This window comes from Kocuria sp. CPCC 205231 (genome assembly GCF_040980965.1).
In the GTDB taxonomy this organism is placed as follows: domain Bacteria; phylum Actinomycetota; class Actinomycetes; order Actinomycetales; family Micrococcaceae; genus Kocuria; species Kocuria rosea.
On record NZ_JAVKPP010000014.1, the window covers coordinates 31,154 to 55,619 of the forward strand.

Annotated in this window: 21 protein-coding genes; 6 read left to right on the plus strand and 15 right to left on the minus strand. The window is 68.5% G+C overall.

Annotated elements, in window-relative coordinates:
• Nucleotides 1-726, minus strand: coding sequence for a hypothetical protein (locus RF640_RS14375; RefSeq protein WP_368828228.1), 726 nt, complete (start codon nt 724-726; stop codon nt 1-3).
• On the minus strand, nt 723-1,103 hold the full coding sequence (locus tag RF640_RS14380) for a hypothetical protein (RefSeq protein ID WP_368828229.1): 381 nt from the start codon (nt 1,101-1,103) through the stop codon (nt 723-725). The genes RF640_RS14375 and RF640_RS14380 overlap by 4 nt, the downstream gene beginning before the upstream one ends.
• A gap of 527 nt (nt 1,104-1,630) precedes the next feature.
• Between RF640_RS14380 and mobF the strand changes: the two genes are divergently transcribed.
• Nucleotides 1,631-6,148, plus strand: a complete 4,518-nt coding sequence (gene mobF, locus RF640_RS14385) for a MobF family relaxase (RefSeq protein WP_368828313.1) — start codon at nt 1,631-1,633, stop codon at nt 6,146-6,148.
• Between the two features lie 207 nt (nt 6,149-6,355).
• Here the strand turns inward: mobF and RF640_RS14390 are convergent, their stop codons facing one another.
• From RF640_RS14390 to RF640_RS14450, 13 genes are all read right to left on the minus strand, one after another.
• The gene (locus RF640_RS14390) at nt 6,356-6,712 is read right to left on the minus strand and encodes a DUF4913 domain-containing protein (protein WP_176338328.1); all 357 of its coding nucleotides are present in this window, start codon (nt 6,710-6,712) and stop codon (nt 6,356-6,358) included.
• Nucleotides 6,709-8,385, minus strand: coding sequence for a type IV secretory system conjugative DNA transfer family protein (locus RF640_RS14395; protein WP_368828230.1), 1,677 nt, complete (start codon nt 8,383-8,385; stop codon nt 6,709-6,711). The genes RF640_RS14390 and RF640_RS14395 overlap by 4 nt, the downstream gene beginning before the upstream one ends.
• Nucleotides 8,382-9,914, minus strand: a complete 1,533-nt coding sequence (locus RF640_RS14400) for a hypothetical protein (protein ID WP_368828231.1) — start codon at nt 9,912-9,914, stop codon at nt 8,382-8,384. Before RF640_RS14400 ends, RF640_RS14395 begins: the two co-directional genes overlap by 4 nt.
• Nucleotides 9,914-11,446, minus strand: coding sequence for an SCO6880 family protein (locus RF640_RS14405; RefSeq protein ID WP_368828232.1), 1,533 nt, complete (start codon nt 11,444-11,446; stop codon nt 9,914-9,916). Before RF640_RS14405 ends, RF640_RS14400 begins: the two co-directional genes overlap by 1 nt.
• Entirely contained in the window at nt 11,443-13,149 is a 1,707-nt protein-coding gene (locus RF640_RS14410; protein WP_368828233.1) for a hypothetical protein, read from the minus strand. Before RF640_RS14410 ends, RF640_RS14405 begins: the two co-directional genes overlap by 4 nt.
• Nucleotides 13,149-13,946 carry a hypothetical protein gene (locus RF640_RS14415; RefSeq protein WP_368828234.1) on the minus strand — a complete coding sequence of 266 codons (798 nt, stop codon included), beginning with the start codon at nt 13,944-13,946 and terminating at the stop codon, nt 13,149-13,151. Before RF640_RS14415 ends, RF640_RS14410 begins: the two co-directional genes overlap by 1 nt.
• 49 nt (nt 13,947-13,995) lie before the next feature.
• Nucleotides 13,996-14,265 carry a hypothetical protein gene (locus RF640_RS14420; protein ID WP_075872775.1) on the minus strand — a complete coding sequence of 90 codons (270 nt, stop codon included), beginning with the start codon at nt 14,263-14,265 and terminating at the stop codon, nt 13,996-13,998.
• A gap of 15 nt (nt 14,266-14,280) precedes the next feature.
• Nucleotides 14,281-14,883, minus strand: a complete 603-nt coding sequence (locus RF640_RS14425; RefSeq protein ID WP_368828235.1) for a DUF6668 family protein — start codon at nt 14,881-14,883, stop codon at nt 14,281-14,283.
• A 2-nt stretch (nt 14,884-14,885) separates the two neighbouring features.
• On the minus strand, nt 14,886-16,337 hold the full coding sequence (locus RF640_RS14430) for an AAA family ATPase (protein ID WP_368828236.1): 1,452 nt from the start codon (nt 16,335-16,337) through the stop codon (nt 14,886-14,888).
• Nucleotides 16,337-17,902 carry a hypothetical protein gene (locus RF640_RS14435; RefSeq protein ID WP_368828237.1) on the minus strand — a complete coding sequence of 522 codons (1,566 nt, stop codon included), beginning with the start codon at nt 17,900-17,902 and terminating at the stop codon, nt 16,337-16,339. The genes RF640_RS14430 and RF640_RS14435 overlap by 1 nt, the downstream gene beginning before the upstream one ends.
• Nucleotides 17,899-18,534, minus strand: coding sequence for a hypothetical protein (locus tag RF640_RS14440; RefSeq protein WP_368828238.1), 636 nt, complete (start codon nt 18,532-18,534; stop codon nt 17,899-17,901). Before RF640_RS14440 ends, RF640_RS14435 begins: the two co-directional genes overlap by 4 nt.
• Nucleotides 18,531-19,580 carry a transglycosylase SLT domain-containing protein gene (locus RF640_RS14445; RefSeq protein ID WP_368828239.1) on the minus strand — a complete coding sequence of 350 codons (1,050 nt, stop codon included), beginning with the start codon at nt 19,578-19,580 and terminating at the stop codon, nt 18,531-18,533. The genes RF640_RS14440 and RF640_RS14445 overlap by 4 nt, the downstream gene beginning before the upstream one ends.
• 235 nt (nt 19,581-19,815) lie before the next feature.
• Complete coding sequence (locus tag RF640_RS14450; protein ID WP_368828318.1) at nt 19,816-20,037, minus strand: hypothetical protein; 222 nt, start codon at nt 20,035-20,037, stop codon at nt 19,816-19,818.
• Here RF640_RS14450 and RF640_RS14455 point away from each other — a divergent pair.
• From RF640_RS14455 to RF640_RS14475, 5 genes are all read left to right on the plus strand, one after another.
• The gene (locus RF640_RS14455; RefSeq protein WP_368828314.1) at nt 19,960-20,151 is read left to right on the plus strand and encodes a hypothetical protein; all 192 of its coding nucleotides are present in this window, start codon (nt 19,960-19,962) and stop codon (nt 20,149-20,151) included. The genes RF640_RS14450 and RF640_RS14455 overlap by 78 nt on opposite strands.
• A gap of 353 nt (nt 20,152-20,504) precedes the next feature.
• Nucleotides 20,505-20,723, plus strand: coding sequence for a hypothetical protein (locus RF640_RS14460; RefSeq protein ID WP_062737455.1), 219 nt, complete (start codon nt 20,505-20,507; stop codon nt 20,721-20,723).
• Between the two features lie 266 nt (nt 20,724-20,989).
• Nucleotides 20,990-22,090 carry a hypothetical protein gene (locus RF640_RS14465; protein ID WP_368828240.1) on the plus strand — a complete coding sequence of 367 codons (1,101 nt, stop codon included), beginning with the start codon at nt 20,990-20,992 and terminating at the stop codon, nt 22,088-22,090.
• 128 nt (nt 22,091-22,218) lie between these two features.
• The gene (locus tag RF640_RS14470) at nt 22,219-22,659 is read left to right on the plus strand and encodes a LexA family protein (protein WP_368828241.1); all 441 of its coding nucleotides are present in this window, start codon (nt 22,219-22,221) and stop codon (nt 22,657-22,659) included.
• Nucleotides 22,660-22,673: 14 nt separating this feature from the next.
• Entirely contained in the window at nt 22,674-23,933 is a 1,260-nt protein-coding gene (locus tag RF640_RS14475) for a Y-family DNA polymerase (RefSeq protein WP_368828243.1), read from the plus strand.
• Nucleotides 23,934-24,466: the final 533 nt, after the last annotated feature.

Here is a 24,466-nt window from a genome sequence, read left to right on the forward strand (position 1 = left end):
TCAGCCAAGGCCGGTGCCGATAGCGAGCATTCCGCCTTGTGTTGCTATGCCTCCCAGGGCGTTGACCGCGACAGGTTGAGTCCAGCGGTTGGAGAAACGCTCCCAGGTTGATCGCCGTTCCCCTGACCGTTCAGCGGCTAGGTCGAGTGCAATTTTCAATCCCTTGCGCGCCAGGTTGAAGTCGAACAGGCCAGTACGGCTGTAATCGGCATACACCCTGCGCAGTTCTTGTGTGGTCGCCCGCAGGAACTCCCGTAGGTCTTCCGGCAACTCAGGGTCATCCTCGGTCTGCTGCTCAATCTCCCGCAACAGGTCGAGAGCGGCAGATCGCTGGTCAACGGGCAGGCGGAGCCCGTGGGCTCGCATGAGGGCACCAAGTTGCCGGAGAGCCGCCATCATGTCCACGGTGAATGGCCCCGCACCACCGGGTCCGCGCCAGCCACCAGGGTAGGCAAAGATTGCTTGCGCCCATACGTTGATGTACCGATCGAAGGACTCCAGCTCCGGGTCGTCCCGCTTAGCTTGGTCAAGCCAAAACATGCACGATTCAAGTAGGCGAACTGCCTTCCTCATGGAAGGCATCGAGGGACCAGGGTTGCGCAAGCGTTGAGCTGACAGATCGTTGTTGGGGGCGGTCGCATTCGCGGTTGACCACTTCGTGAACAGATGGTGCAGCTCCGCTGCGGGATTATCCTTGATCACCCTGTTTTCTGCGTCGTCGCTCATGCGACAGACTCCAATGTTTCGGTGTCCTCGCCCACTGCATTCGCTGCGCCCGGTACTTCCTTAAGCAGGGATCGAACCTCAGCAGCCGACAGCTCAAGGCGCTGAGCAATCTCCGGCACGGCGACCCGCTCACCCTTCATGCCAGCCACCACGCGCGCCTGTGCTTCCTTGGCCCGCGCCGCCTCCTGCTCCGCCTTGGCTCGAATCTCCGCGATGCGCTGCTCGGCCGTCTCCATGATCTGCTCGGCCTCGCCCTGGGCGACAAAGAACTCTTCACCCAGCTCTAGCAACCGCCGCTCCCGGGCCATCGACTCCGCGGCCGCCCGGCGGGCTCGTTCCCGCGCCTCAGTCTTCGTCGCACTCTTACGCTGCGCCATCACCACTCCTTCACATCTGCAACACCATTCCCTTCCATTGAACACCAATCCCGCCCTAACGGTCATAGACCAACTTCTTCACGCGGACCCGTTCCGCCGGCCGAGCCGGCGGTGCGCAAGAGGGCGCCTATCCGGCGGCAGTGCTGTGAGCTGTGGTGGGGGCTGTGGATCGCCTCCGAGATTCATCCTCCGGTCTCTCCGCCGGGCCCACAGCCCCCACCACAGCTCGTGCAGGGTGTCCACATGAACAGCACATGTGGACACCCTGGTGCGGTTGCACCCAATCGACCTGGAGGGTGGACAGCTGATGCAACTTTTCGTGTCCTCGTTCCTCGTCCGCTTTATGGCATCACCTGCCCACACTCCAGGTCTCGTGGGTACAACCGCGTCACTTTCGTGACGGACAGCCTGGGTCGCTCCGACCCGATGACTCGCAAGCTCGCATCGGTCCTTCACGCCCTGCCAGACCGTCACACCTCATGCATCATTGATAAATGAGGATGAAAACGCGATAGATTGCTTCTGTGATGACCGTCCACAAGCTCAGCGCTGGGGACGGTTATGCCTACTACACGTCCGAGGTCGCCTCCGCTGATGAGCTGCGCGCTGAGGGCCGGGAGCTGGGTGACTACTACACCGTGGAGGGGATGCCTCCGGGGCAGTGGGTGGCCCACTCCGAGGCCCTGCTGGGGGTCTCCGGGGAGGTCACCGAGGCGCAGATGGCGGCCCTTTTTGGGGAGGGCATCCGCCCGGATGCGGACCGTATCCTGGCCGCCGGCGGCACCGAGGCCGACGTGGCCCTGGGGCAGAAGTACCACCGCTATGCCAGTGCTGACACGGAGCTGACCCGGCGCCTGGATGAGGAGATCGCCCGGCACGAACGCACCACTGGGGCGGCCCCGACCCGCGAGGAACGCCAAGCCATTCGCGGCCGTGTCGGTGGCCAACTGTTCCGCGAAACACACGGCCGTGACGTGCGGAACAAGGAGGAGCTGGGCCGGTTCATCACGGCTCAGACCACCCCGAAGCAGCAGACCGTGGCCGGTTATGACCTGGTGTTCTCCCCGGCGAAGTCCGTCTCCCTGCTCTGGGCTCTGGGCGGGGACGAGGCCCGCAAGGCCGTTGAGGCAGCGCACAACGAGGCCATCGCGGAGACACTGAGCTTCCTGGAGCAGGAGGGTACGTACACCCGGCGCGGCCGCAACGGCGTGCGGCAGATCGACGTCGAGGGCGGGTTGGTAGCCACCCAGTTCCGACACTACGACTCCCGGACCGGGGACCCGCAGCTGCACGATCACGTGGTGATCGCCAACAAGGTCAAGGGCGCGGACGGCAAGTGGTCCTCCCTGGACGGGCGCACCCTGTACCGCATGAACGTGGCCGCCTCGGAGACCTACAACGCCAAGGTGATGGAGAAAGTCACCGCTTCCCTGGGGGTCGCCACTACGCCGCGCATGGCTGGTGGGAACGAACCGATCTATGAGATTGCCGGGGTGGACCTGGACGCGATCCACCACGCCTCCTCCCGCCGGGCCGACATTGCCGGGACCTTGGAACGGCTGCACGCGCAGTTCACCGACCGCCACGGCTACGCCCCCAACGCCAAGCAGAAGATCGCCCTGGCCCAGCAAGCCACCCTGGAGTCGCGACCGGCGAAGAAGTCCGCCCGGCGCCTGTCCGAGCTGGTCGATGAGTGGGGCAAAGAGTACGGGCAGCAGGTCAAGATGCCGGTCGGGGAGGACTTGTTGGCCCACGTGCGTGCGGCCGCCACCGGCCTGCCGACCGGCCCGGACACGGCGCAGATCGACGTCTTCGAGCACGCCCGCCTGGTCGTCCACGAGCTGTCGCAGAAGCGGGCCACTTGGAGTGTGAATCACGTCCACGCCCAGACCCGCCGGCACTTGAAAGAGGCCATGATCGGGCGCACGGTGCCCGATGAGCTGGTAGCCGCGGTGGTCCGGGAAGCCACCAGCACGCACAGTTTGTCGGTCACTCCGACCGCTGATGTGCCGCGCCTGGCGGAGTTCACCCGGGCCGATGGCACGAGCCAGTTCGTGCGCTCCGACGCCGCCGTGTTCACATCCCGTGAGGTCCTGGAGACGGAGCACCAGGTGCTCGCCGCCGCCCAGCGCACCGTCATCCCCGCCGTCTCTACTCAGACCTTTGACGAGGTGCTGGCCGCCCACACCGGCCCACTCAGTGAGGGCCAGGTGGCCCTGGCCCGGGCCTTCGCCACTGACGAGAAGCTGCTGAGTTTGGGCATCGGCCCGGCCGGTGCCGGCAAGACCACTAGCCTCTCCCTGGTCGCTGATGCTGTCCGTGCGACCGGCGGAAACGTCGTCGGCTTGGCTCCCACGGCTGCTGCCGCTGCCGTCATGTCGGAGGACATTGGAGCGCAGGCGACCACGATTGACGCCTTCCTGATCGCTCACCGCACCGGGCGCACCGGGGCGGCCCAGCTACACGCCGGGGACGTGGTGATCCTCGATGAGGTGGGCATGGTCACCACGCCCAAGCTGGCCGAGCTCGTGAGCGTGGCGGCCCGGCACGGGGCCGTGGTGCGCGCCATCGGGGATGACCGCCAGTTGGGCGCCATCGGTTCCGGTGGGGCGCTGCGGCTGCTGGACAATGAGGTGGGAGCGACCCGCCTGGAGGCCGTGCACCGCTTCCGCGCGCACGGTGAGGCGGCCGCGTCTTTGGCACTGCGTGAGCCGCCCGCGGCCGGGGCGGACGTCCCGTGGGCCTGGTATCTGGAGAACCGCCGGGTGGTCGCCGGGGACACCGAGGCCATGACCGACACCGCACTGCGCGCGTGGATCACCGACACCCAAGCGGGCAAGCGGTCCCTGCTGATCGCCACCGACAACACCACCGTGACCGACCTCAACGCACGGGCTCAGGCCGCCCGGATCGCCACCGGGCAGCTCGATGCGTCCGGGGATTCTGTGGTGCTGCGCGACGGGCTGACAGCCCACACCGGGGACGTGGTGGTGACCCGACGCAATGACCGGACCTTGCAGCTCAACGGCGGCAAAGACTTCGTGAAGAACAACGACGTGTGGACCGTGGAGAAGGTTGGGGCGGACACCGCCACGCTGTGCCACACCGGCCACGGCGGCAAGATCACCCTGGACGCCGACTACCTGGCCCAGCACGGCCAGCTGGGTTACGCGGCGACGGTGCACCGCGCCCAGGGCGCGACCGTGGACACCGCCCACGCCATCGTGGATGCATCCACCGACCGGGCCGCCGCCTATGTGGCCGCCACCCGAGGACGGGAGAGCAACCAGCTCTATGTCGCCCTGAGCGAGGGACAGTCCCGGGACGAGGTGCTGGAGAGCATCGCCGGCGCCTACGACCGGAACCTCTCGGCCCACGAGACGGTGGCCGCCGAGGCCATGCGCAACGGTGACGTCGCCACCCTGGGCGAGGTCTACCGCGAGACCGCCGACGCGGCGTGGACGGCCAAGACCCGTGCGATGGCCGTGGACGCCATGGGCGCGGACAAGGCCGCGGACTTCACCGAGACCGAGGCGTGGGACGCGGTGGCCACCCACCTGCGTGCTACCCAGCAGGCCGGCATGGACCCGGCCGAACTGTTGTCGCGGGCGGTGAACCAGCGCGGCTTTGGCGGGGCGGAGGACCCGGCCGCGGTGCTCGCGTGGCGGCTGAAGCAGCAGATCGAGGCCGCCCAGCGAGTCCTCGACAACACCGACCGCCGGCCCCTGGGCAACCTCACCGACGAGCACCTGGAGCGGCTGGCTGAGCGCACCACGGCCGCCCAGAATTCGCCCCAGGTCGAGGACCCACAATGGGCATCACACCCCTATGCCTGGATGCCCTCCGCCCAGCTGGCCGAGGCGAAGGCCAGCGCGGAGGCCGAGAACCTGGCGCTGCCTCCCGAGCTGTGGGACTCCACCACATCACTGCACCTGGACTGGGCAGCCCGCACGATGGGCGCCGAACTAGAGCGCCGGGCAGGTCTGTCCCCGGAACAGGCGGCGGTCGAGCAGATCGCCCGCGGAGAGCGCACCCGCACCGACACGGACGTGTCGATCGGGGAGGCGATCGCCGCCGAGCAGCAGGTGCGGGCCGTGGCCGCCAAGACCCTGCCACCGGCCCCGGTGGCGGACGGGCGACGGGTGAGCGAGGACCTGGCCCCCACCCCGCTGATCACCGACGCCCAGGTGCCGGTGCAATACCGGGAGCAGCTGGAGCGGCTGCGCACCCGCATGGAGGAGCGCGTCATGGTGCGCGGTGCCGAACTGGCCGAGAACCGCCCCGAGTGGACTTCGGCCCTGGGCCCGGTGCCGGCCAAGCCGACCAAGGCGGCCGAATGGCACCAGGTCGCCGCTGAGGTCGAGGCGTACCGCAACCGCTACAACATTCCCGCCCACGAGACCGCGCTGATCCCCCAGGCCCACCAACAGGACCCGGTGGCGGCCGCGCTGGTGGCTCGCGCCACCGCGCTGCACAAGCACTCCGCCCTCACCACCGCCGCCCCGCAGACCCCGGAGCAGATCCGGCAGGCCGTCGATGAGGCACACGTGGCCGAGCGGGTGCGCACCACCCCGGCCCCGGCGCAGGAGGCCGCAGAGACGCTGCGCGCCACTCGTGGACAGGCCGCCGATCCGTTGCCGGCACCGCAGGCCCGGGAGGCCGCGGTCACCGAAGCCGCCAAGGCCCCGGTAGCCGAGGAGACCCGGCGGCTGCTGACCAGGGAGGAGCTGATCGCCCACGTAGTGGCCCAGCACCGGGCCCAGACCCAACAGGCCACCCCGACCACCGATGCAGCTGCCCCCCACGAGCCGGCGACCCCCACGCCGGCTACTCAGCAGAAGGAGCCCACCGTGTCCGAGAACGCCCAGAACGACGCCGCCAGGAAGCCCATGAAAACTGACCTGGAGCGCAGCCAAGCCGAGGTCATCAAGCGCTTCAAGGCCGCTAATCGTGTCGAGCAGAAGTCCCGCCGGCAGGAGGAGAACGCCGCGGCAACGCGCCATGCGGCTGACCGCATTCGCCGCGACGGTGGCCGCAGCCTCTAAGCAACCACACCCACTGAGGGCAATCATTTAGGAGGCCCGCCAGGGCCGAGGAAATGTGCGGCAGCCCTTGTTCGGGAATGCCAGTGGCCGGGACCCCTGGGAAGGAGGGACCCCGGCCACTGTGGGACAGCGCACGAGTGCCTGTCCCCTGGAGGGGAGCAGGGCGCCTACTGGGAAGGGACGGCGACCTGCCCCAGGTCTATGTGGTCACCACGACCAGTCGGCAGGAGGATGCTCACAGGCCAGCGTGCGGCGGAAGCTTTTCTCGACGTGGGAGGTCCCGCACTCCCCGAAGGGACCGCGTTTGGTGAACAGCACGGCAGCGTGGCGGTCGAAGTGATTGGTCCACCAAGCCGACATGCCACCACCGGCCTGACACACCATCCACTCCTCATAGAGTGACTTGAATCGGTCCACGGCTTCCGTGTGGGCCCACCACTGCGGGCACCAGCGCATGGCCTGGTTCATGTCCACGGACTCCACCCGTGCCACCAACTGCTCCACCCACTCCACGAACTCCTCCGGGGTGAACTGCTCGCCGGTCTCTGCTTGCTGTTCGCTCATGAGCGCTGTCCTTCCGTGATCCGCTCCAGCACTGGGGTGATGCGGGCTTTCAGGTCCTTGTCCTCGAACCACCGCACGGTGCGCACGATCGTGCCGCCCCCGGTGGAGGTCTTCACCCAGGCGTGCCCAGCCGGCAACTCCGAAAGCTTCGAGACCGGCATGATGTCGCGCTGCTGAGTCTGCACTGACCGGGAGGCGACCCCCCGGGAGGTGGAGGTGCTGCGCACCTTCGCGTCATAGGTGCCGATGAGCTTGCGCAGCGACTCCAGGAACTCCGCGTCATCGGAGCCGCCGCCGTAGACCTTCACCGCGGCCGCCGACCACAGCGTGTCCCACCCGGTGCGGGCGAGCATGTCCACGCCCTGGCCCTTGGTCTGGAAGTAGGCGGAGACCACAATGCCCATGGAACCGAAGTAGGAGTACCACTCGGGCAGCTGCTTGAGTTTCACCACGTTGCCGACCTCATCGAGGTCGGCCACCAGGGGCACCGGCAGCCGGCCCCCAGCACGGCGGGCGGCGTGCTGGGCGGCGGTGACCACCGCGTAGACCAGCGTGGAGACGAACGCCGCCCCGGAACCGGCAGCGTCTTGGGTGAGCAGGATCAGGGTGTCCTTGCTGGTGGCGAAGCGGTGCGGATCGAACACCGGCACCCCCGGGGTGGGAGTGGTCCAGGCCAGCAGCTCGTCATGGACCAGCGCCGAGGACATGCGCTGGGCACTGGCAGCCACCGACCCACGAGTGTCCTCGGGCTGATCCCCCATGCCCTCCAACGCCGCGGCCGGGCCGGTGTGCCCGGCCTGTTTCAACAGCTGGGCCGGTTCCATGAACGCGGCCGAGGACACCCAGCGCAGCACGTCCGCCAGCGTCTTGCCGCTCTTGGCCGCGGCCAGCAGGCACCAGGAGAGGTAGTCGCGGCCCTGGGAGTCGAACTGCGGATCACCCTTGCCGCCGGCCGACCCGGCGGCGGAGGCCGTCTGGAAGATCGAGGCGACTTCCCCGGCGGAGACCGTATCGGTGACGGTGGCCAGGAGATTGAAAATCATGGCCGGGCGAGAGCTGTCGCGCCAGATGCGCTGGGGGTCGAACAGCCACACGGTGCTTCCCGTAGTGGTGCGGGCGGCCAGGACCTCGGCCACCCCGTCGACCTTGTTCGAGGTCATCACGAATGCCCCCGGCGCCTCGGTGGCGTGTCGGATGACCTGGGAGGTGGTCTTGCCGCGCCCGGTGCCCCACACGTGCGCGGAGCACTCTCGCCAGCCCTGATAGACCGGGTTCTTGCCCACCAGCCCGATGGTCAGCCCCGGGCCGATGTTCTTGGCCTCGGGGTGCAGCCGGTGAGCCTCCGTGGTGCGCGCCGCAGCCATCGCCGGGTTGATCCGCCCCGGGGGACTCATCCGCCGGGCGGCCTCCTGCGTCTTGGACGGGGTGCGGGTGCCCCAGATCATCAGTGCGGCCACACCGACCACCACCTCCAGGCCCACGAGGAAGGTGGCGGCCACCGGCCAGTCCACCACCCCGGTCGCCAGCTGGATGCCCAAGGTGAACGGGTTCCACGGCAGATCCCCGGCCACCGGGGTCAGCACGTCTCCGAGGTGGACCAGGCCGACCGCACCCATCACGGCGGTGAACAGGATCAGCACGCCGATAAAGCTCTTGTTCTGGTCGTTGTTCATGCGTTCACCCGGGCTTGTGCGACCGCCCAGGCGGCGTTGGTGTCGTGCACCCGTAGCTCCCCGGCGGTGAGGTTTGTCTGGAACGGCACCCCGGGGGCCTCCCCGGTTTTGAGCATGAACCGGCCTCGGCCAGGCGGGGGCGAGGTGCGCCCGGTCTTGGGGTTCACCGAGCCCTCGGCCGACCAGGCCACCAGCAGCGCCTTCTCCTGCTCGGAGAGCGGGAACACGGTCTCCAGCATCCCCATCTCGTTCTGGGCGAGTCCGCCGAGGACCTTCATGGAGGAGCGCTCCATGAACCCGGTGGCGATCTTGGTCAGCTCCTCGGTGCTCAGCTGGAGGTCTTTCATGGAGTGGGTGATCAACAGCTGACCCAACCCCTTGGTGCGGTTGAGCCGGGTGATGCCGTCGATCTGGTGGACCAGCAGCTCGGAGGCGCGCAGGGCCTGCCAGAGCTCGTCCATGATCATCAGGTGGTGGCGTTCTTCCATCAGCCCGGCCTCGGCCAGGGTCTTGGCTGCGGAGATCCCGGCTTGGGCGTAGGACCAGCACACGATCTGCACCGCCGCCCGCAGGTCCAACAACGTCTCATCAATGGCCGACAGATCGAAGTCCACTGACTGATCAATCTCCATTTCCTCGGAGGTCTGCCGGCAGAACACGTCCCCGAACGGCCCGTGCGCCCCCAGAGCGTTGAGGCCGGCCAGCAGGTTGCGCACCTGCCCCCGATAGGAGGTCTCGTCATCGACCAGGATCGCGGCCATAATCGCCGGGCGGGCCGCGGTGATCACGTCCACCACGTCTTGGATGATCGGCTGCCGGCCCTGGGCCTCGGCGTGCTCGGCGGCCTCGGTGATCGCCATCGACAGCACCGTGGGCTCCTGCTGCCGAGCATCCAACGGTGCCTTGAACACCAGCTCCAGCAGCCCGGTCAGCGCATTGAGGCGGCGGCTGTGAATCTCCGCCCGCATCTGCCGCTGCAACGCCTCAGGCAGCTCACCCAGCCGGCGCCACAACGGCCCGGCATCCAAGGGATTGATCGACCCCACACCAGGAGCCACCCGGATGACCTGACCGCCCACCTCGACGGTGAGCCCGGCCAGGTCCGGCTTCACATCACTGGCCCCGACGAACAGGAACCCCTGGTCCACCAGGGCCAGGGCCATGCGCACGGCCACCGAGGACTTCCCTCGGGCCTGGAGCCCGAGGATGAAACAGGAGGGGGAGGAAATGATGCCCCGCAAAAACAGGTTGATCGGGTCCCCGCACACCACCGAACCATTGAGCTGGTTGCGCCCCAGCACCGCCCCCACCAACGGGGAGGAGGTCCCCACGGCAAAGGGCCACAGCCCGGCCGTCTGATTGGAGGTCGCGGTGAACTCCGGGGGTGCCTCCACCCAGGAATTCATCCCGCCGTGGGGCACGTCCATGCCTTTCTCCGTGAGCTCCCGCAACTGCCCGGTGCCGGCCGCAGTGGACCGGCCGAAGACCTTGTTGAGGACCGCATCGGTGAGCTGGTCGAAAACAGACATCACAGCGCCTTTCGCACATCAGCCGGAATCGTGGCCACGGCATCGGGCACCACACCTAAACCGAGGTTGAACGCGAACGCCGCATCGTCGTTGTAGTCGCACTCCCGCAACCCCAGCTGCACCCCCTGGGAAGCGTTGCGCCGCAACGTGGCCGCCACCCGCGGCAATTGCTCGGGACGCTCCACGGTGGCGGTGACCACGATCGAGAACCGCACCAGAGACGCACCCTCGGCCTGCTCACGCTCGGCCTTCCGCGCCTTCTCCAGGGCGATGAGCTGGGAGCTGGTGGGCCGGCGGTTCTTCTGGTTCGCCGCGAACTGCGCGTTCGTCAACGACTGCTGCACCTGGGTGGCCGACTTGTCCGGGGACTGCGGCCGGTAGAACACCGTCACCCGCTTCTGCAGCATCTCCGCGTTCGGGGCCAGGAGGGCCACCAGGGCGTTCTCCCGGAAGGTGCCGGCCGGCGGGCGCCACATCTGCCACGACTTCGACACCACCCCACCGTGCTCATACCGGCCCGGAGAACCCACCACCCGGGCCGCCGAGGGGCCGACCTCCTCCCACCGCAGCCCGGTGCCGGCCTCCGACAGCCGGGCCTTCTCGACGGCGGCCGCCGCCAGGGGGTTGTAGGCGACATAGGTCTGGTCGATCAGGTCGTGTTCCTGCATCAGCGACACCGACCCCGCCCCGGCCTGCTCCAGCTGCTCCAAGAACCCACTGAGCAGCGAGGACACGTCCGTGGCCAACTCCTCGGCGGTGCGCTCGGGCACGCCCTCACCCGCGTTAGCTCGGGCGCTGAACGTGAGCGCGATCCACTGCTCCAGCTTGGGCACGTCCTGGTTGAGGTTGGCCACCACCTCGTCCATCGTCGCCCGGGCGAAGGCCGGCACCGACTGGGACCCCGCCTGAGCCCGGCCCACGGCCACCGCATCGGGCAGCCGCTCCCCCGGATCGGTCGTGGACTGGGTGGTGACCGAGACCTGCACCAGCTCGGTGTTCGACCCGGCGTCACGCTGGAACGCCGCCCAGGTGCCCACCATCCGGTCCACCCGGTCCTGGTCCAGCAGCCCCAGCCCGGAGGAGTTGGCGATGACGAACACCGTGCCGGTCTTCAACTTCGGGTGCCACAGCATCACCCCGCGGTGCCCGAACAGGTCGGTGAAGGACACCGGCTCGGTCGCCGCCAGCACGCCCGGGGCGCGGAAGGACCCGTCCGGGATCTGCGAGGTCGGACCGGCTTTGTAGGTGGTGCGGTTGCGCTTCTCCGCCTGGGCGAACATGCTCCGGGCGATCCAGCGTTCGGGCTTGGAGCGGCCGTTGCGGTCCTTGGAGCCGAGCACGGTGGCCATGATGAACGCAGCCACGGCGATGCCGGCGGCCACCCAGATCTGGGAGGCCATGATGAACAGGAACACCAGCACCGATCCGACACCGAGGACCACGGTGGAGGCCATCGAGAACCCCAACAGCCCGGCCGTCTTGTCCTCGGCGATGTTGCCGTACTGCCGCACGATCACCTGGTTGCTACTCACAGATCCTCACCACTTTCGATGGATTGCTCAGCGTCCCGGACGACTTCCCGTAGCCCGAATTCGATCCGTTGGCCGTTGACCAACGGTTTCTTGGCGCCTGTGGCCGAGGACCCTTCCCCGGCCGGGTGTCCAGTCGGCTCGGCACCATTGGTCGGAGCCACCGGCTCGGCACCGGTCGGCCCCGCCGCCTCGGATGCCCCACCGGCCGTTGCCGGGGACGGGCTCGAGCTCTGCACGTTCTCAGCACCCGAGGCCCCGCCGGTGCCGGCGGCACTGCTGGGGGCGGCACCCGTGCTCGGGGTCTGCACGTTCTCCGCGCCCGAGGCCCCACTGGTCGTGGTTCCTGGTGCGGAGGTAGGAGCTGCACCGGTTGCGGTGCTCTCCACGTTCTCGGCACCGGCCGGCCCACCGGCTGAGGAAGACCCACCACCAGGCGCGCCAGCAACAGCCGATCCCGGCGCCCCGGTCGTATTGGAGGCACCGCCCCCAGCACCCGAGGCACCCGAACCGGCGCCAGCGCCCGAGGCACCCGAACCGGCGCCAGCGCCCGAGGCACCGGCCCCGGCAGCTCCAGCGCCACCGGCTCCAGCACCCGCAGCGCCTCCGGCCGCTCCAGCACCAGCAGCGCCACCGGCCGCTCCAGCGCCAGCAACTCCAGCAGCGCCACCGGCCGCTCCAGCACCGGCAGCACCACCAGCAGCTCCGGCACCGGCCCCGGCAGCACCACCGGCCCCGGCAGCTCCGGCACCCGCGGCGGCTGCCCCGGCGGCGGCGGTGCCGACACCTGCGGTGAGTGCGCCGATGGCCACGGCACCACCGAGCATCGCCAGCCCACCAGCACCCATGCCGCGCGGACCAGCGCTGACGGCCGGGACCATCACGCGGGCCAGTGCGGGCATCGACAGGCAAGCGGAGAAGATGATCACGGTGCCGGTGAGCAGGGTGATCACATGGTTGGCCACCTCACCGTCACCGGTACCCCTGATCCCGTTCATCAGCGCCAGCCCGAAACCGTAGAGCACGGCCGCGACCGGCTTGAACAGGATCACCGAAATCAGCCAACCCACCGCTTTGTCGAACGCCTTGCGTCCCCGCTCCGTGGTCGAGGCCGCAGCGAAGATCGGCAGCAGCCCGCACAAGGCTCCGGCCACCCCGTAGGAGAAGATCACCAGGGCCGCGTTGAGGATCGCCCCGAGGATGGCGAAGGGAGCCAACACGATCAGGATTCCAGCGGTGGTCAACGCCATCTTGGACCCGGTCACGGCGTCCAGGTCCATCGACTGTCCCAGCCCGTCCCGGGCCGCGTTGCCGGCGATCGTATCCACCAGCCACGGGGCCACCTCATCGGTAACCGCCAGCGACAGTGCCACCATCGACACCGCCAACCCGGACACCACCACGGTGCGGATCAGACCCATCACCAGGTTCTCCGCCGACTCCCGGTTGTGGTCCCGAGCGATCTTGATGACAGCGAAGGCGGTGCCGATGATGCCGGCGACGCCGACGAAGGTCGTGGTGGCAGTCTGCACCCGCTCGGTGGCCGATCCGGCGCCCATTGCCGGTGCGCCGATATTCAGCCACCAGGTGCCCACGAAATCGAGCATGGTGGTGAAGATCTCGACCAGCCACCCGGCCATGAACAGGATCAGCTTCTCCACCGTGTCCCCGGCGATACCGCTGGCGAGGTCTCCGAGCAGTCCCATTAGACCTTGGGCCCCCACTCGATGTAGGGCTGGCCCTGGTGGAGGTCGGCCGTCATCATCTTCGTGCCCGAGGCCGGGTCCAGCTTCCAGTCCCCGTCCTCCCACACCAGGTCAGCCTGAGCGAGGGCTTTCTGCTCCAAGCCGTTGCCCGAGGGGAAGGAATAGACCAGCTGGTAGGAGGCGACCTCATCGGTGTAGTTGAGCTGGGAGTAGCCGAGCAACGTGGACGAGGCCGTTGTGGTCCCGTCGTCGCCCTGCTCCAGTCCGTCGCGGATGCGCTGAGCTTTTTCCTCGATCTGGTCGCGGTTGGGACCTTCCACCATTGCTACCTCCACGTCCTCCGCGGCCTCCTCGCTCAGCGAAGGGTCTAAGGCCATCGCGTAGGTCGCCGCAGCCATCAGCGCCCCGGCCTCGGAGTGAGCGAAGCCGACTCGCAGCCCCGAGTCACGTCGTTCGCAGCCGCCGAACTCCGGGGAGGAGGGCACCACGCTGTAGCCGGCGGCCACCCAGTCCAGGACCTCGGGGGCCTCATCGGCCACCGAGGAGGTGTCGGTGCTCAGCTGCGCCTGGCAGTCCCAGGCGAAGTCCTCCCCGGAGGCGGGGGCAGCCGCCTCGGCTTCCCCCTGGGTGGGGGCGGTCGAGGCAGCGGGGGCCTCGGGGGCCTGCACCTCATCGGGGGTAGTGAGGTTGCGGATGGTCACCCCGGCCACCGCGACCAGCAGCAGGACCAGGGCGATCAGGGCCGGGCCGAACCAGCGGGGGCGGGTCCGGGTTGTGTCGTTGTCGTTCGTGGCCATCGGGGGGTTCTCCCTGTCGTTATTGTGCCGGTTGAGGATCGGGGGCGGCTCAGCCGCCGGTGATCATGTTCCAGATCGCCCCGGCCGCCCCGAGCAGGGCGGCGGCGACCAGCGGCCACACCGGGGCCTCGACCTCATCACCGCGGCGGCGGTTCCGCCCGGCCGTGACGAGTCCGAAGATGAAGTAGACGAACAGCACCAGGCCGGCGGCCCAAAGGATCCAGCCCAGGATCATGGTCACGTTCTCCATCCCCGGGGGCTGGGTGGGAGTCGCGTTGATGGCCGGGATCATCAGGGCGTTGAGGGTGTTGACGAACATTGGGGGGTTCCTTTCTCAGTGCCCGGTGTGGGCGATTTTTTCGATCTTCCGCAGCACGGTTTTCAGCCGGGTGCTGGAAGGGCTGGGGGTGACGCCGACCTCGCGCCACGACGACTCATAGGGGACCGTCATGGCCACCGGGAACATGCGCGCCACACTGCGGGCGAAGGACAGGGTGGGTTTGGTGATCCGGTTCTTGGGCCGGTCGTGGACGATGACCAGACCGACCAGCTCATAGGGCAGCTGCCCGGTGGCGGACTTGCGCGCCAGCTGGGCGGCCGCTTCCAGGGAGGACGCGCTGGTGGAGCACACCAGCAGCGCACGTCCCGCCCATTCCGGTTCCTGCACGGCCGCGTCCACGATCGCCTCGGAGCACAGCCCGGCCAGCGTGGAGGTGCCCACCCCGCCGGAGGCACCGACGAGCCACAGCGTGGCCGGGGTGACCTCCACCGGGGCCGCCGGCTCCTCCTTGGGCACTGGTTCCTCGGCCAGGGCCTGCTGGAGGTTCTGCGGGCCGCGGATGGAGTCTCGGGACCCGAGGATCGGGTCCTCCTCCATCGGGTCCTCCTCCTCGATCACCTCGGGGGCGGCGACGAAGGGGTTGCGGGGACTGTCCACGATCACAGTCCCTCCCGCACTGCTGCCCCGGCGCGCAGCCAGGCCCGGCGGGTGGCCGGGGTCATCGCGGAGAACCGCACCCGGCCCTCCACCAGCGCCCGGTCATAGGGGATCGTGGCCACGGCACGGGCGTAGGGGGCGAATTCCTTGGCCAGTTCCTTGGCCTTGGTCTTCTGGTGGCTGGGCTCGCAGCACAGCACCACCACCACCGCGTTGCGGGCGAGGTCCTGGGCGTGGGTGTCTCCGGCGTGCAGGGCGGCCAGCACCCGGGAGGCACCCTCGGCGGCGTCATCGACGGACTTTACCGGGATCACCACCTGATCGGCGTGGCCGATCATCGCCTGCCAGTTCGCCCCGCGTTCGGTGTTGCCCGAATCCATCACGATCGCCCGGTAATACTTCGCGGCCACCGCGTGCAACCGGTCCACCTCGTCCCCGGTGACCATGTGCCGCTCCTGGTCCCCGGAGCGGTCATCGGAGCGCAGCACGTCGTAGCGGTCCGCGGGCTGGTGGTGGACGTAGCCCAGCAGGTCACCGGCCCGGGCATCGGAGGTCATGAAGTGCTCGGTGCGTCCCAGCAGGTCCACCACGGTCGCCTCATGGCCGGCGTCGAAGGTGCGCCAGCCGAGTGAGCCCAGGGAGTTGTTGTTGTCCCAGGCCAGCACCCCGCCACCGGACAGGCGGGCGAACACGGCGGCCAGGCAGATCACCGTGGGGGTCTTGCCGGCCCCGCCCTTGGGGTTCAGGACCGCGATCGTGCGCGGGCCCGCCCAGTGGGCGGAGACGGACGCCTCGTCCTGACGCTGGCTCAGCTCCGCGGCCGAGGGCGCCAGGCTCAGGCCCAACTGGTTCAGCGTCCCACGCCAGCCGTGCTGGGCCGGGGCGTCCACCTCGGGGCGGTCCACGAAGGAGGGCAACGACTCCCGCCGGCTACCAGTCGTCTCGGACTCCGCCACCGCCCGGGCGGTGGACGGGCGGCCGCCGAGGAACGGATTCGGTGCCGTGGCACCGGCCGCAGCCGGTGCAGCGGGGGCCTGCTCCTCCGCCGCAGCCGCCGCCGGGACGGTCTCCCCCGACGCCGGCTCTACCGGCTCAAGCTCGGCAGCAGACACCGGCTCCACCGGGGCCGACACCACCGATTCCACGGCAGGCACCGACGCGGGCTCAGCGGACTCGTCCGGCTCCACCGGGGCCGAGGACTCGACGGTGGCCGGCGCCGGAGCCACACTTTCCTGCCGGGACGTTCCATCAGCGCCGACCAGGAAGGTGCGGGACCCGGAGGGGTCTTCGATGTGCAGCTGCATGTCCTGGCTGGTCTGTTCCGCCAGGGTCTTTGCCGTAGCCATCACTGCCCGCCGGGCATCGCCCACGGTGGAGTGATTCTCACGGGTGATCTGCCCGGCGGTGTCCAGCTCCACAGCACCGGTGGAGTCGATCGTGGCGGTCATTCTCATCAGGGGGTCTCCTTGGCAGTGGGGGTAGGGCTCGCAGTCGATGAAGTGCTGGCAGTGGGGCTGGCTGTGGGGGTGGGACCGGTCTTGACAAGGGCGTAGAGGGAGCCATCGGTGGACCCGTCCACCCGTGTCAGGGCCATGCCGTTGTCCGTGATGACGTCGGGCACCGCCGCCTGGTCAGCCCTGGTGGTCGCCTCGGTCGCCCCGTCACGGGTGACCTGGAGCTGCTTGCCGTTGTCAGTGACCCAGGCGTAGCCGGCGGCCAGCTTGGCTTGGCCATCGAGGCGGTGGACAGCGGTGGCTTCCACATCGACCAACACCGCCGAGGCCAGCAGCAGCCCGTGGACCCGATCGGCCTGCACCGTGGAGGTGGTGATCTGGGTGCCGTCGAGTTCGCGCACCGCGATCTGCTTCACCGCAGTCGCATCGGTGGCCTCATGGACTTCGTAGAACCCGACGATCGTCTGCTTCCCGTCCTTCCACGCCGCCACCACCCGGCCCTCCACGCTGCCGAGCACAGCGGTCAGCTCCGCACCCTTAGCCGGGGCCGGCAAGGTCGCCGGCTTAGGCAGGGCGGCCGAGTCGGTGCCGACCCGCCACACCTTCCCGGCCTTGGCGTCGGCGGCGATCAGGTCCTCCCCCTGGGCCTCCAAAGGCTTAGCGGCCGCCGGCACCACCCGCGAGACGGTGGACCCGTCCGCTCTCACCAGCAGGGATCTCTTGGTGGGCAGGTCCAGTCGGGGCCCGGTGCCCCCGTCCAGGACCACGGTGGCCTCCTGTGGGACCTCGACCCGGATCGGGGCCGAGGAGTCGGGCGTGAACAGCACCAGCTCCTTGCCCGTGGCGGCCGCCAAACGGGTCTGCCCGTCCGCGGTGAACACCGCCAGCTGGGTCACGGTGAACGGTGCGCTACGGCTCCACTGCTCCACACCCGTGGTCGGATCGTGGCCAATGAGCTTGCTGCCCTCGACACTGACCGGGCGGCCTTCCCAGTCCAGGACCGCCTTGACCTGGGACCCGGACATGGGTGTGGCCCAGGCGCCGTAGGTGTCCCATCCGGCCGGGGCCGGCACCGGCAGCTGCGCTGGGGGCGGGGTGTGCACCACCGCGACCGGCTCCCGGTCATCGTCGGTCAGGTTCATCGCCACCGAGGCCCCGGCCATCAATCCCAGAATCCCGACGCTGCCCCAGATCGCCAGGGCACGACGACGCTGGCTCCCAGACCGGGCACCCGCTTTGCGTGTGCTGGCGCTGCTCCCACCCTGCCGTCTGCCGCTACTGGTGGTCGGCCCGGGGCCAGTCGGGGGCTCGTACTCCTCCAGGGTGCCCAGCTCGGCATCCACGACCATCTCGAACACGGACCCGTCCTCGGTGTGACCCTGCACCCGGCATGCCTTCAACCCCAGCCGCCGGCACGCCTCGGCGGCTGCATCAGCGGCCACCTCGTGCGCGGTGGCGGCATCAAGCACCGGATAGGTCAGCACTTCCCCGTTGGCATCGGCCACGATCTGCTCCGCCCCGAAGGCCAGGGTGATCACCGGCCAGGAGTGCACGGCCGGGCTCACGAGGCGACCTCCCCGGCGGGCAGGTCGTGGGACTGGTGGCCCACGACCTCCCAGGCCCCGGAGTGGCGCTCCAGGTAGATCGTCACGTGCCGGGTGCCGGTGCCCTCGGCAGGTTCCCCGTCGCGGCTGGCCCACCGCCAGGTCACCTTGTACGCCCGCACTGCCTTATCGTCAGCGACGTCGCGGGTCACGTCCCCGATCGCCGGCACCGCCTGAGCCCGGCTGTAGGCCCCGTGCTCGGCCGGGCCGAGCCACGCCCCCTGGGAGGAGTTGCGCTCAGGCTCGACCTGCTGCGCTGCCCACTCGTCCGACATGAGCGGCTTGGTGCGGATCGCGGCCGCCGTCTCGGTGCGGTCGCTGGCCGTATCCCAGGAGTGCAGCAGGAGCGCAGCCGCTCGGGCGGTGGAGTCCACATCGGTGCGGTCCACGTCTTGAACACGCGGGAACGTCCCATCCCCGGGCACCTCCGGGGTGGGGAAGCTGCTCGACGTAGGCCAGGCGGCAGGAGACGAGCTGGCCGAGGCCGCCGCACTGGACGGGGCGGACGTCTCCTGGGCCGGGCTGGTCGAGCACGCCACCAGGGGCAGGGCGCACAGGGCCAGGGCAGTGATCAGGTGGGGGCGGCGGCTCATTGGGGCCACGCTCCTTTCTCTCGCAGGATCGGCTCGGGGTCGATGTTGAAGCCCTGATAGGGGAAGACCACGTCGGGGGCGCCAGGCCGGTAGATCTCGAAGTGCAGGTGGGTGGACATGCCGAACTGTCCCCGGTTGCCCTCCACACCGATCACGTCACCGCGGGTGAGCTTTTGACCCTTCTGCACGCCCCAGGAGTTCAGGTGGCAGAAGGCGAACCCGAAATCCGGGTCGTCCCCGTCCTCCTTGGCGATCACGCACCCGTCCGCAGCGTTGAACCCGGTGATCCGCAGATCAGTCGGGGCGATCACCGGTCCGCCGGCACCGGAGCCAGCACCGGGGGTGGCGAAGTCCAGGCCCATGTGGTTCTGCGCCCACGCGGGCACCCCCGGCACGTTGCGCCGCCCGTAGCCGGAGGTGAACTTCCCCCCGGGCAGCGGTGCGGTCCACTCCCCATCCCCCAGGTCCCCGTCCCATGCCTTGCCCCCGGTGGGGGCCTCACATCCGGGCGAGAACTCGATCTGACCACCGGAGATGATCGTCTCCACGTACCGCTCCGTCTCCGCGAACGGCGGCACACCCTTGTGCTGCTGCACCGCTCCAGGCCCGGCGTTGTAAGCAGCCAAGGTCAGGCGCACCAACTGGTCAGCGTCATCACCAGCCAAGGGCTTCACCTCATTGCGCAGCGCTGCCATGTAGCGCCCATAGGCAGGAATTGCGTCCTCGGGATCAGTGACGTCCCCGCCCTGGCCGTAGGCGGCCCAGGTGTCGGGCATGAACTGTGCGATACCCTGCGCCCCGGCGGAGCTGCCGGCGCGGGGGTCCCAGTTGGATTCCTGCTTGAGCTGGGCAGCCGCCACACTCACCGGCAGCCCCGCCGTCTTGGCCGCCTCCTCCACCAGCGGTCCCCAGCCGTTAGGGACGTTGATCACCGCGTCCTCGGAGTCCTCACCGGAGACGACCGTGGAAGGGGTGCAGCCGCCTGCCGATGCCTGCATGTCCGACACCAGCGCGAGGCCGGCGACACCCACCACGGGCACGCCCACAGCCACCACCCCGACTAGTGCCAGAGCAGCGAAAACTAGGCCGGAGGAGCCCTTGGACTCGTCTTCTTCCATGAGCCACCTCCCTTCCCAAAGTGGTCAGCCCAACTACGTGTATTATACACACAAAAGTGGATATAAGACATTCCATGTCCATTAGTCACATAATAAGTTCCCTCCAACGCAGTAGAGCAATATCCCCACGTGAGGGCAATCCGCTTGGGATTAGAGACGGAGTTCAGACAAGATGAACAACATGCCCGCCGTAGTGCGCCCCGAAGGCCAGTCCCCACTCGTGGCTCAGGCCGCCATAGTGTTCGGCAATACCGTTCGACTGTCGATCATCCGTGCGCTCAAAAACGGGCCGGGCCGCCGCGGAGAAATCGTTGAGCGCACCGGATTGGGTGTAGATACCCTCAGCACCCAGCTGCGCGAGCTCCAAGACCTCGGGGTGGTACATGCTGCGGTGATTCCTGGCCGTGGCCGGCCTATGCTCTACAGCCTCAACGAGGCGCGAGTGCAAGAGCTGTATAGCGCCTTGGGTGCCTATGCCCTGGGGGAAGCGTCGACTTAACTGCTGGCGGCAAGCCATCTTGATCATCCTTCCGCGAGCCCCTTCCCGACCTCGCTCGGCTGGACCGCCACTCTGTACCGGCCCAGCCTCGATGATATGTATGCAAATGCGGCTGCCCCAATTGCCCCCGGGGGGTCGCGGTATCGCCCCACGCTAGGGGGAAGGTCGCTGTATCCGGGGGCTCTCGCGGATAAGTGCCAATCCACAGGTGTCCCCTAATCGAGGGACGAGGCGCGGCACAAGGGAGCTGGACTCGTCATGGTTCCAACGGAGTGGATGCGGCTGCCAGTCAGCAACGTGACACGCCCAGCGGCTTCCTAGCGCTAGCAAAAGCAGTGTGAGATGGTGAGCACATGAAGGAGTACACACCCCCCAAGCTGTTCGGGCAGCGCGTCGCACTCAACATGCGCGTGAAGCCTGCTCAGCACCGCCGCGTGGCGGAGCGGGCAGCTGCGCTGGGCCTGTCCCAGGCTGACTATGTGGGTGCTCTGGTTGATCGTGACTATGGGCTGCCGAACCTGATTGACGACCGGCAGAACCAGGACAAGGACCAACTACCTCTTGACCATTAAATGACTGACGGCCCGCCGTGGTGGGCGGGCCGTCTAAGTCAATCAGCTGTCGCTAGTTTGGCGACCGGGGACAGCTGGTTCAACAGCTAACTGAATCGAATCTGTCATGAACCCAATACCAGGGGACTGTTGTGCCCCTTAGTGTAGCCGAGACGCGTCACCATGTGGAGTCCTCCCGGCTCCGTGCCGCCGACGTGACGTTGGCCGCTGACCTGCCAGAACGTCAGCACCTCCAAGAGTTCCCGTCGCGTACCCGTCGTGTGCGGGTGGAGCATGAGCAGTCCAAGGCCGTCGTGCTGCGGGCTGTGCCCACGGGGTGCCAGCTCGCAAAGCACGTCGCCGCCTGGCGCCGAGCCGTGCTGGAGCACCCCAGCCTGGAGGTGATCCGTGCCGATGCCCGGGCGAACCTGCTGGCCGTGGTGGAGATCATCTGCCGCCAGCAGGACCCCGCCTCGCGCACCTGGCGCACGACCTGGGACTGGGTCGCTGCGAAGATCGATCGCTCCCGCTCCACCGTGGCGCGGGTGATCCGCCACCTGCGCGACTGCGGGCTGCTGGCCGTGGTGGCCACCGGCCGCAGCGCGGGGCGCACCCCGCGTGCCACCGGCCGCACCCAGGGCGAGGCCCCCGTCTACGCGCTCATCCACAGCACCCCGCAGCCGGCCCTTGAGCCTGTGGAACTAACTGACACCCCGGTCCCCACGAAGTGGGAGAGTCTTTCCCCGCACGCGCGCGAAGAGCTTTCCCCGAAGGACGCGGCTACGCCGCGACCCAGCCGAAAACGCGCCGCGCAGCGGCGCGAAGTGGTCGCCGCCCTAAGCCGTCGTACAGCCCCGCTGTGGCCCCGTCATGCGACGACGGAGCCTGTGACGAAGCGGGTGACCCGTCGGGCGCGGAAGGAGACTCAGCGGGCGGCTGCCCTGGAGCTCCAGCACGAGGCCATCGTGCTGCGCCAGCTCACCACCGCCCACGTCACCAGCGTGCTCAGGCCGTTCTTCGAGGCCGGATGGACCATCGCCGATGTGCTCACCGCCCTGGACTGGACCCCTCAGGGCACCCGCTACGGCTTCCTGACCGTGGAGGGCATCGAGAACCCCGGAGCCTGGCTGGCCGCCCGGATGCGCGCCTGGACCCACCCCGACGGCACCCCCCTGCGCTCCCGCGACCAGCGTGTCGCCGCCGAGGCCGCCCAGCGCCGCGCGGCAGCGCGGGCGGCCGCCGAACGCTACGCGGCCCGCATCGCTGCCGCCGCGGCCGCCCCAGCGTCCTCCCCCGCCCCTGGCCCCCGTCGGCCGTTCCGGCAACGCTGGGCCGCCCAGATCGCCGCCGGCCAGAACCAAGCCGCCGGCGTCGTCTCGGCTCCGTAGCCGGGTCCCTTGGCGTGTCCGGTCGGCGGGGGAGAATCCGCAGCATCGACACCAGCCAAACCGTATATCTGTACTAGCTTATTGTGTTTATGGGCTGAGCTTTAGAATATGTGTTCTATCCTGGCGGCATGAGACATCCAGTACCGCTCACCATTGACCGCCCCGCGCTGGTCTCTGCGGTCCTGGTCCGAGTCCCGGCTGGCTTCCCCTCCCCTGCCCAGGACAGCTTCGACGACGGCCGGATCGACCTCAACGAGGTCCTGATCAGAGACGTCACCTCCACCTACCTCTTCCGCGTCACCGGAGACTCCATGGAAGGCATCGGGATCTACCACGGCGACGAAGTCCTCGTGGACCGCTCCCTGACCCCCAGGCACGGCGATGTCGTGATCGCCGTCCTCGACGGGGACTTCACCATCAAAACCCTCCACATCCACCCCGAGAAGGTCGTGCTGCACCCGGAGAACCCGGCCTACCCCGACGTGGAGGTCCCGTCCCTGTCGACCCTGCACATTTGGGGTGTTGTGGTCTACGGCATCCGCCACCTCAACCAGCGAAAGCTGCACTAGGACGGTGGACGACGGTGATCGCCCTGGTCGACGTGAACAACTTCTACGCCTCCTGCGAGGCCCTCTTCGAACCCTCCCTGACCGGCAAGCCACTGGTGGTGCTCTCCAACAACGACGGCTGCGTCGTCGCCCGCAGCGCCGAGGCCAAAGCCCTGGGCATCAAGATGGGCGACCCCTGGTTCCAGCTGCGCGCCGACGCCGGACGCTGGGGGCTGCTCAAACGCTCCTCCAACTACCAGCTCTACGCAGACCTGTCGCAGCGGGTGATGCTGCTGCTGGCCCGCCACGCCCTGGGGCAGGAGGTGTACTCCATCGACGAATGCTTCCTCCTCCCACCCGCCGGCACACCCGCAGAACAGGCGCGGTGGGCGCGCCGGCTGCAGGCCACCGTGGCCCGCAATGTCGGGCTGCCGGTAAGCATTGGGATCGCCAGCTCCAAGACGCGGGCCAAGATCGCCGCCGAGACCGCCAAGAAGCTGCCCGCCACCGGTGGGGTCGTCCACTGGGACCAGGCCCCCGAGGGGTACTGGGACCGGCTCATGAAAGCCCTACCGGTCACCGAAGTCTGGGGCATCGCCGGGCGGCTGGCCAAGCGACTGGAGGCGATGGGCATCGAGACCATCGCCGACCTGCGCGATGCCGACCCGGTGGCCATCCGTCACAAGTTCTCCGTGGTGCAGATGCGCACCGTCCTGGAGCTCAACGGCTTCCCCGCCCTCCCCCTCGAGGACGAGGTCGCCACCAAGCAGCAGATCCTGGTCTCCCGATCGTTCCCGGACCCGATCTGGGACCCGGAGATCGTGGGCCAAGCCGTAGCCGAGTTCGCCCAACGCGCCTCCCGCCGACTGCGGAAGGAAGGCGAGGTCACCGGGCGCCTCACGGTCTTCGCCAGCACCTCCCCGCACCGGCCCGGACCCACCCACAACGTCTCCGCGCACGTACGCCTGGCCGTGCCCACCAACGAACCCGGCCCCCTGGTGGCCGCCGCCCGGGCCGCGCTGGTGCCCAAGCTGATGCACGGCATGTCCTACATGCGCGCCGGCATCCTCTGCACAGACCTCGCCCCCGAGGGCTCGGTACCCGTCCTGCCCGGGGTGCTCGAGCAACCCGCTCCCATCGGGGAGCTCATCGATGCGGTCAACCGCCGCTTCGGCACCGGCACCCTCGCCCTAGGCCGACACGGCGCCCACTCCCCCGCCCCCTGGAGCAACCGCCAAGCCGATCTCTCCCCGCGCTATACCACCGACTGGAACGAGCTCCGCACCGTCTCCTGAACACGCACTTCTTAGCTGGGCCGTACTAGCACTGACCTACTCCCCCACCCGATCAAGGCGCCACTCCTCCTTGGGGCTGGGTTGGCGGACGATGGCTGCCGCACATTTCCTCGGCCCTGGCGGGCCTCCAAAATGATTGCCCAAGGGAAGCCGCGGGAACCTCCGAGCCCGGACTGGACCGCGATCATTACCAGCACCTTGCTTGCGGTAGAGGTGGCATACGACTGTGGTGGGCTAAAAGGATGTTTTGGAATAAATAGAGGCAAATCCTCCGATTGAGTGATGTGAGGGGGTAAAGATGTCCAGCGAGAATGGGAGCCTTGGGGGTCCGCTCAGCCCTTTGAGCTCCGACGACTCGGTCGCTCTGTGGGCACTGGGGTCCACGAGAGGCAGCAGGCGGGGGCGAGCTGGCATCCGCGCAAAATTCGACCATGTGTGCCCTGCTGAAGTCTTCGCAGGGTGGGCATGTCGCTGCATGAAGTAGGAGCCCAGCATGAAGATTGTCGGCAGGATCCGATCCACGGCGGCCCATG

Excerpts from the sequence above, each read along its gene's own strand:
- RF640_RS14375 (WP_368828228.1), bottom strand. The coding sequence starts at position 726 with ATGAGCGACGACGCAGAAAACAGGGTGATCAAGGATAATCCCGCAGCG.
- RF640_RS14380 (WP_368828229.1), bottom strand. The coding sequence starts at position 1,103 with ATGGCGCAGCGTAAGAGTGCGACGAAGACTGAGGCGCGGGAACGAGCC.
- mobF (WP_368828313.1), top strand. The coding sequence starts at position 1,631 with ATGACCGTCCACAAGCTCAGCGCTGGGGACGGTTATGCCTACTACACG.
- RF640_RS14390 (WP_176338328.1), bottom strand. The coding sequence starts at position 6,712 with ATGAGCGAACAGCAAGCAGAGACCGGCGAGCAGTTCACCCCGGAGGAG.
- RF640_RS14395 (WP_368828230.1), bottom strand. The coding sequence starts at position 8,385 with ATGAACAACGACCAGAACAAGAGCTTTATCGGCGTGCTGATCCTGTTC.
- RF640_RS14400 (WP_368828231.1), bottom strand. The coding sequence starts at position 9,914 with ATGTCTGTTTTCGACCAGCTCACCGATGCGGTCCTCAACAAGGTCTTC.
- RF640_RS14410 (WP_368828233.1), bottom strand. The coding sequence starts at position 13,149 with ATGGGACTGCTCGGAGACCTCGCCAGCGGTATCGCCGGGGACACGGTG.
- RF640_RS14415 (WP_368828234.1), bottom strand. The coding sequence starts at position 13,946 with ATGGCCACGAACGACAACGACACAACCCGGACCCGCCCCCGCTGGTTC.
- RF640_RS14420 (WP_075872775.1), bottom strand. The coding sequence starts at position 14,265 with ATGTTCGTCAACACCCTCAACGCCCTGATGATCCCGGCCATCAACGCG.
- RF640_RS14430 (WP_368828236.1), bottom strand. The coding sequence starts at position 16,337 with ATGAGAATGACCGCCACGATCGACTCCACCGGTGCTGTGGAGCTGGAC.
- RF640_RS14440 (WP_368828238.1), bottom strand. The coding sequence starts at position 18,534 with ATGAGCCGCCGCCCCCACCTGATCACTGCCCTGGCCCTGTGCGCCCTG.
- RF640_RS14450 (WP_368828318.1), bottom strand. The coding sequence starts at position 20,037 with ATGTACCACCCCGAGGTCTTGGAGCTCGCGCAGCTGGGTGCTGAGGGT.
- RF640_RS14460 (WP_062737455.1), top strand. The coding sequence starts at position 20,505 with ATGAAGGAGTACACACCCCCCAAGCTGTTCGGGCAGCGCGTCGCACTC.
- RF640_RS14470 (WP_368828241.1), top strand. The coding sequence starts at position 22,219 with ATGAGACATCCAGTACCGCTCACCATTGACCGCCCCGCGCTGGTCTCT.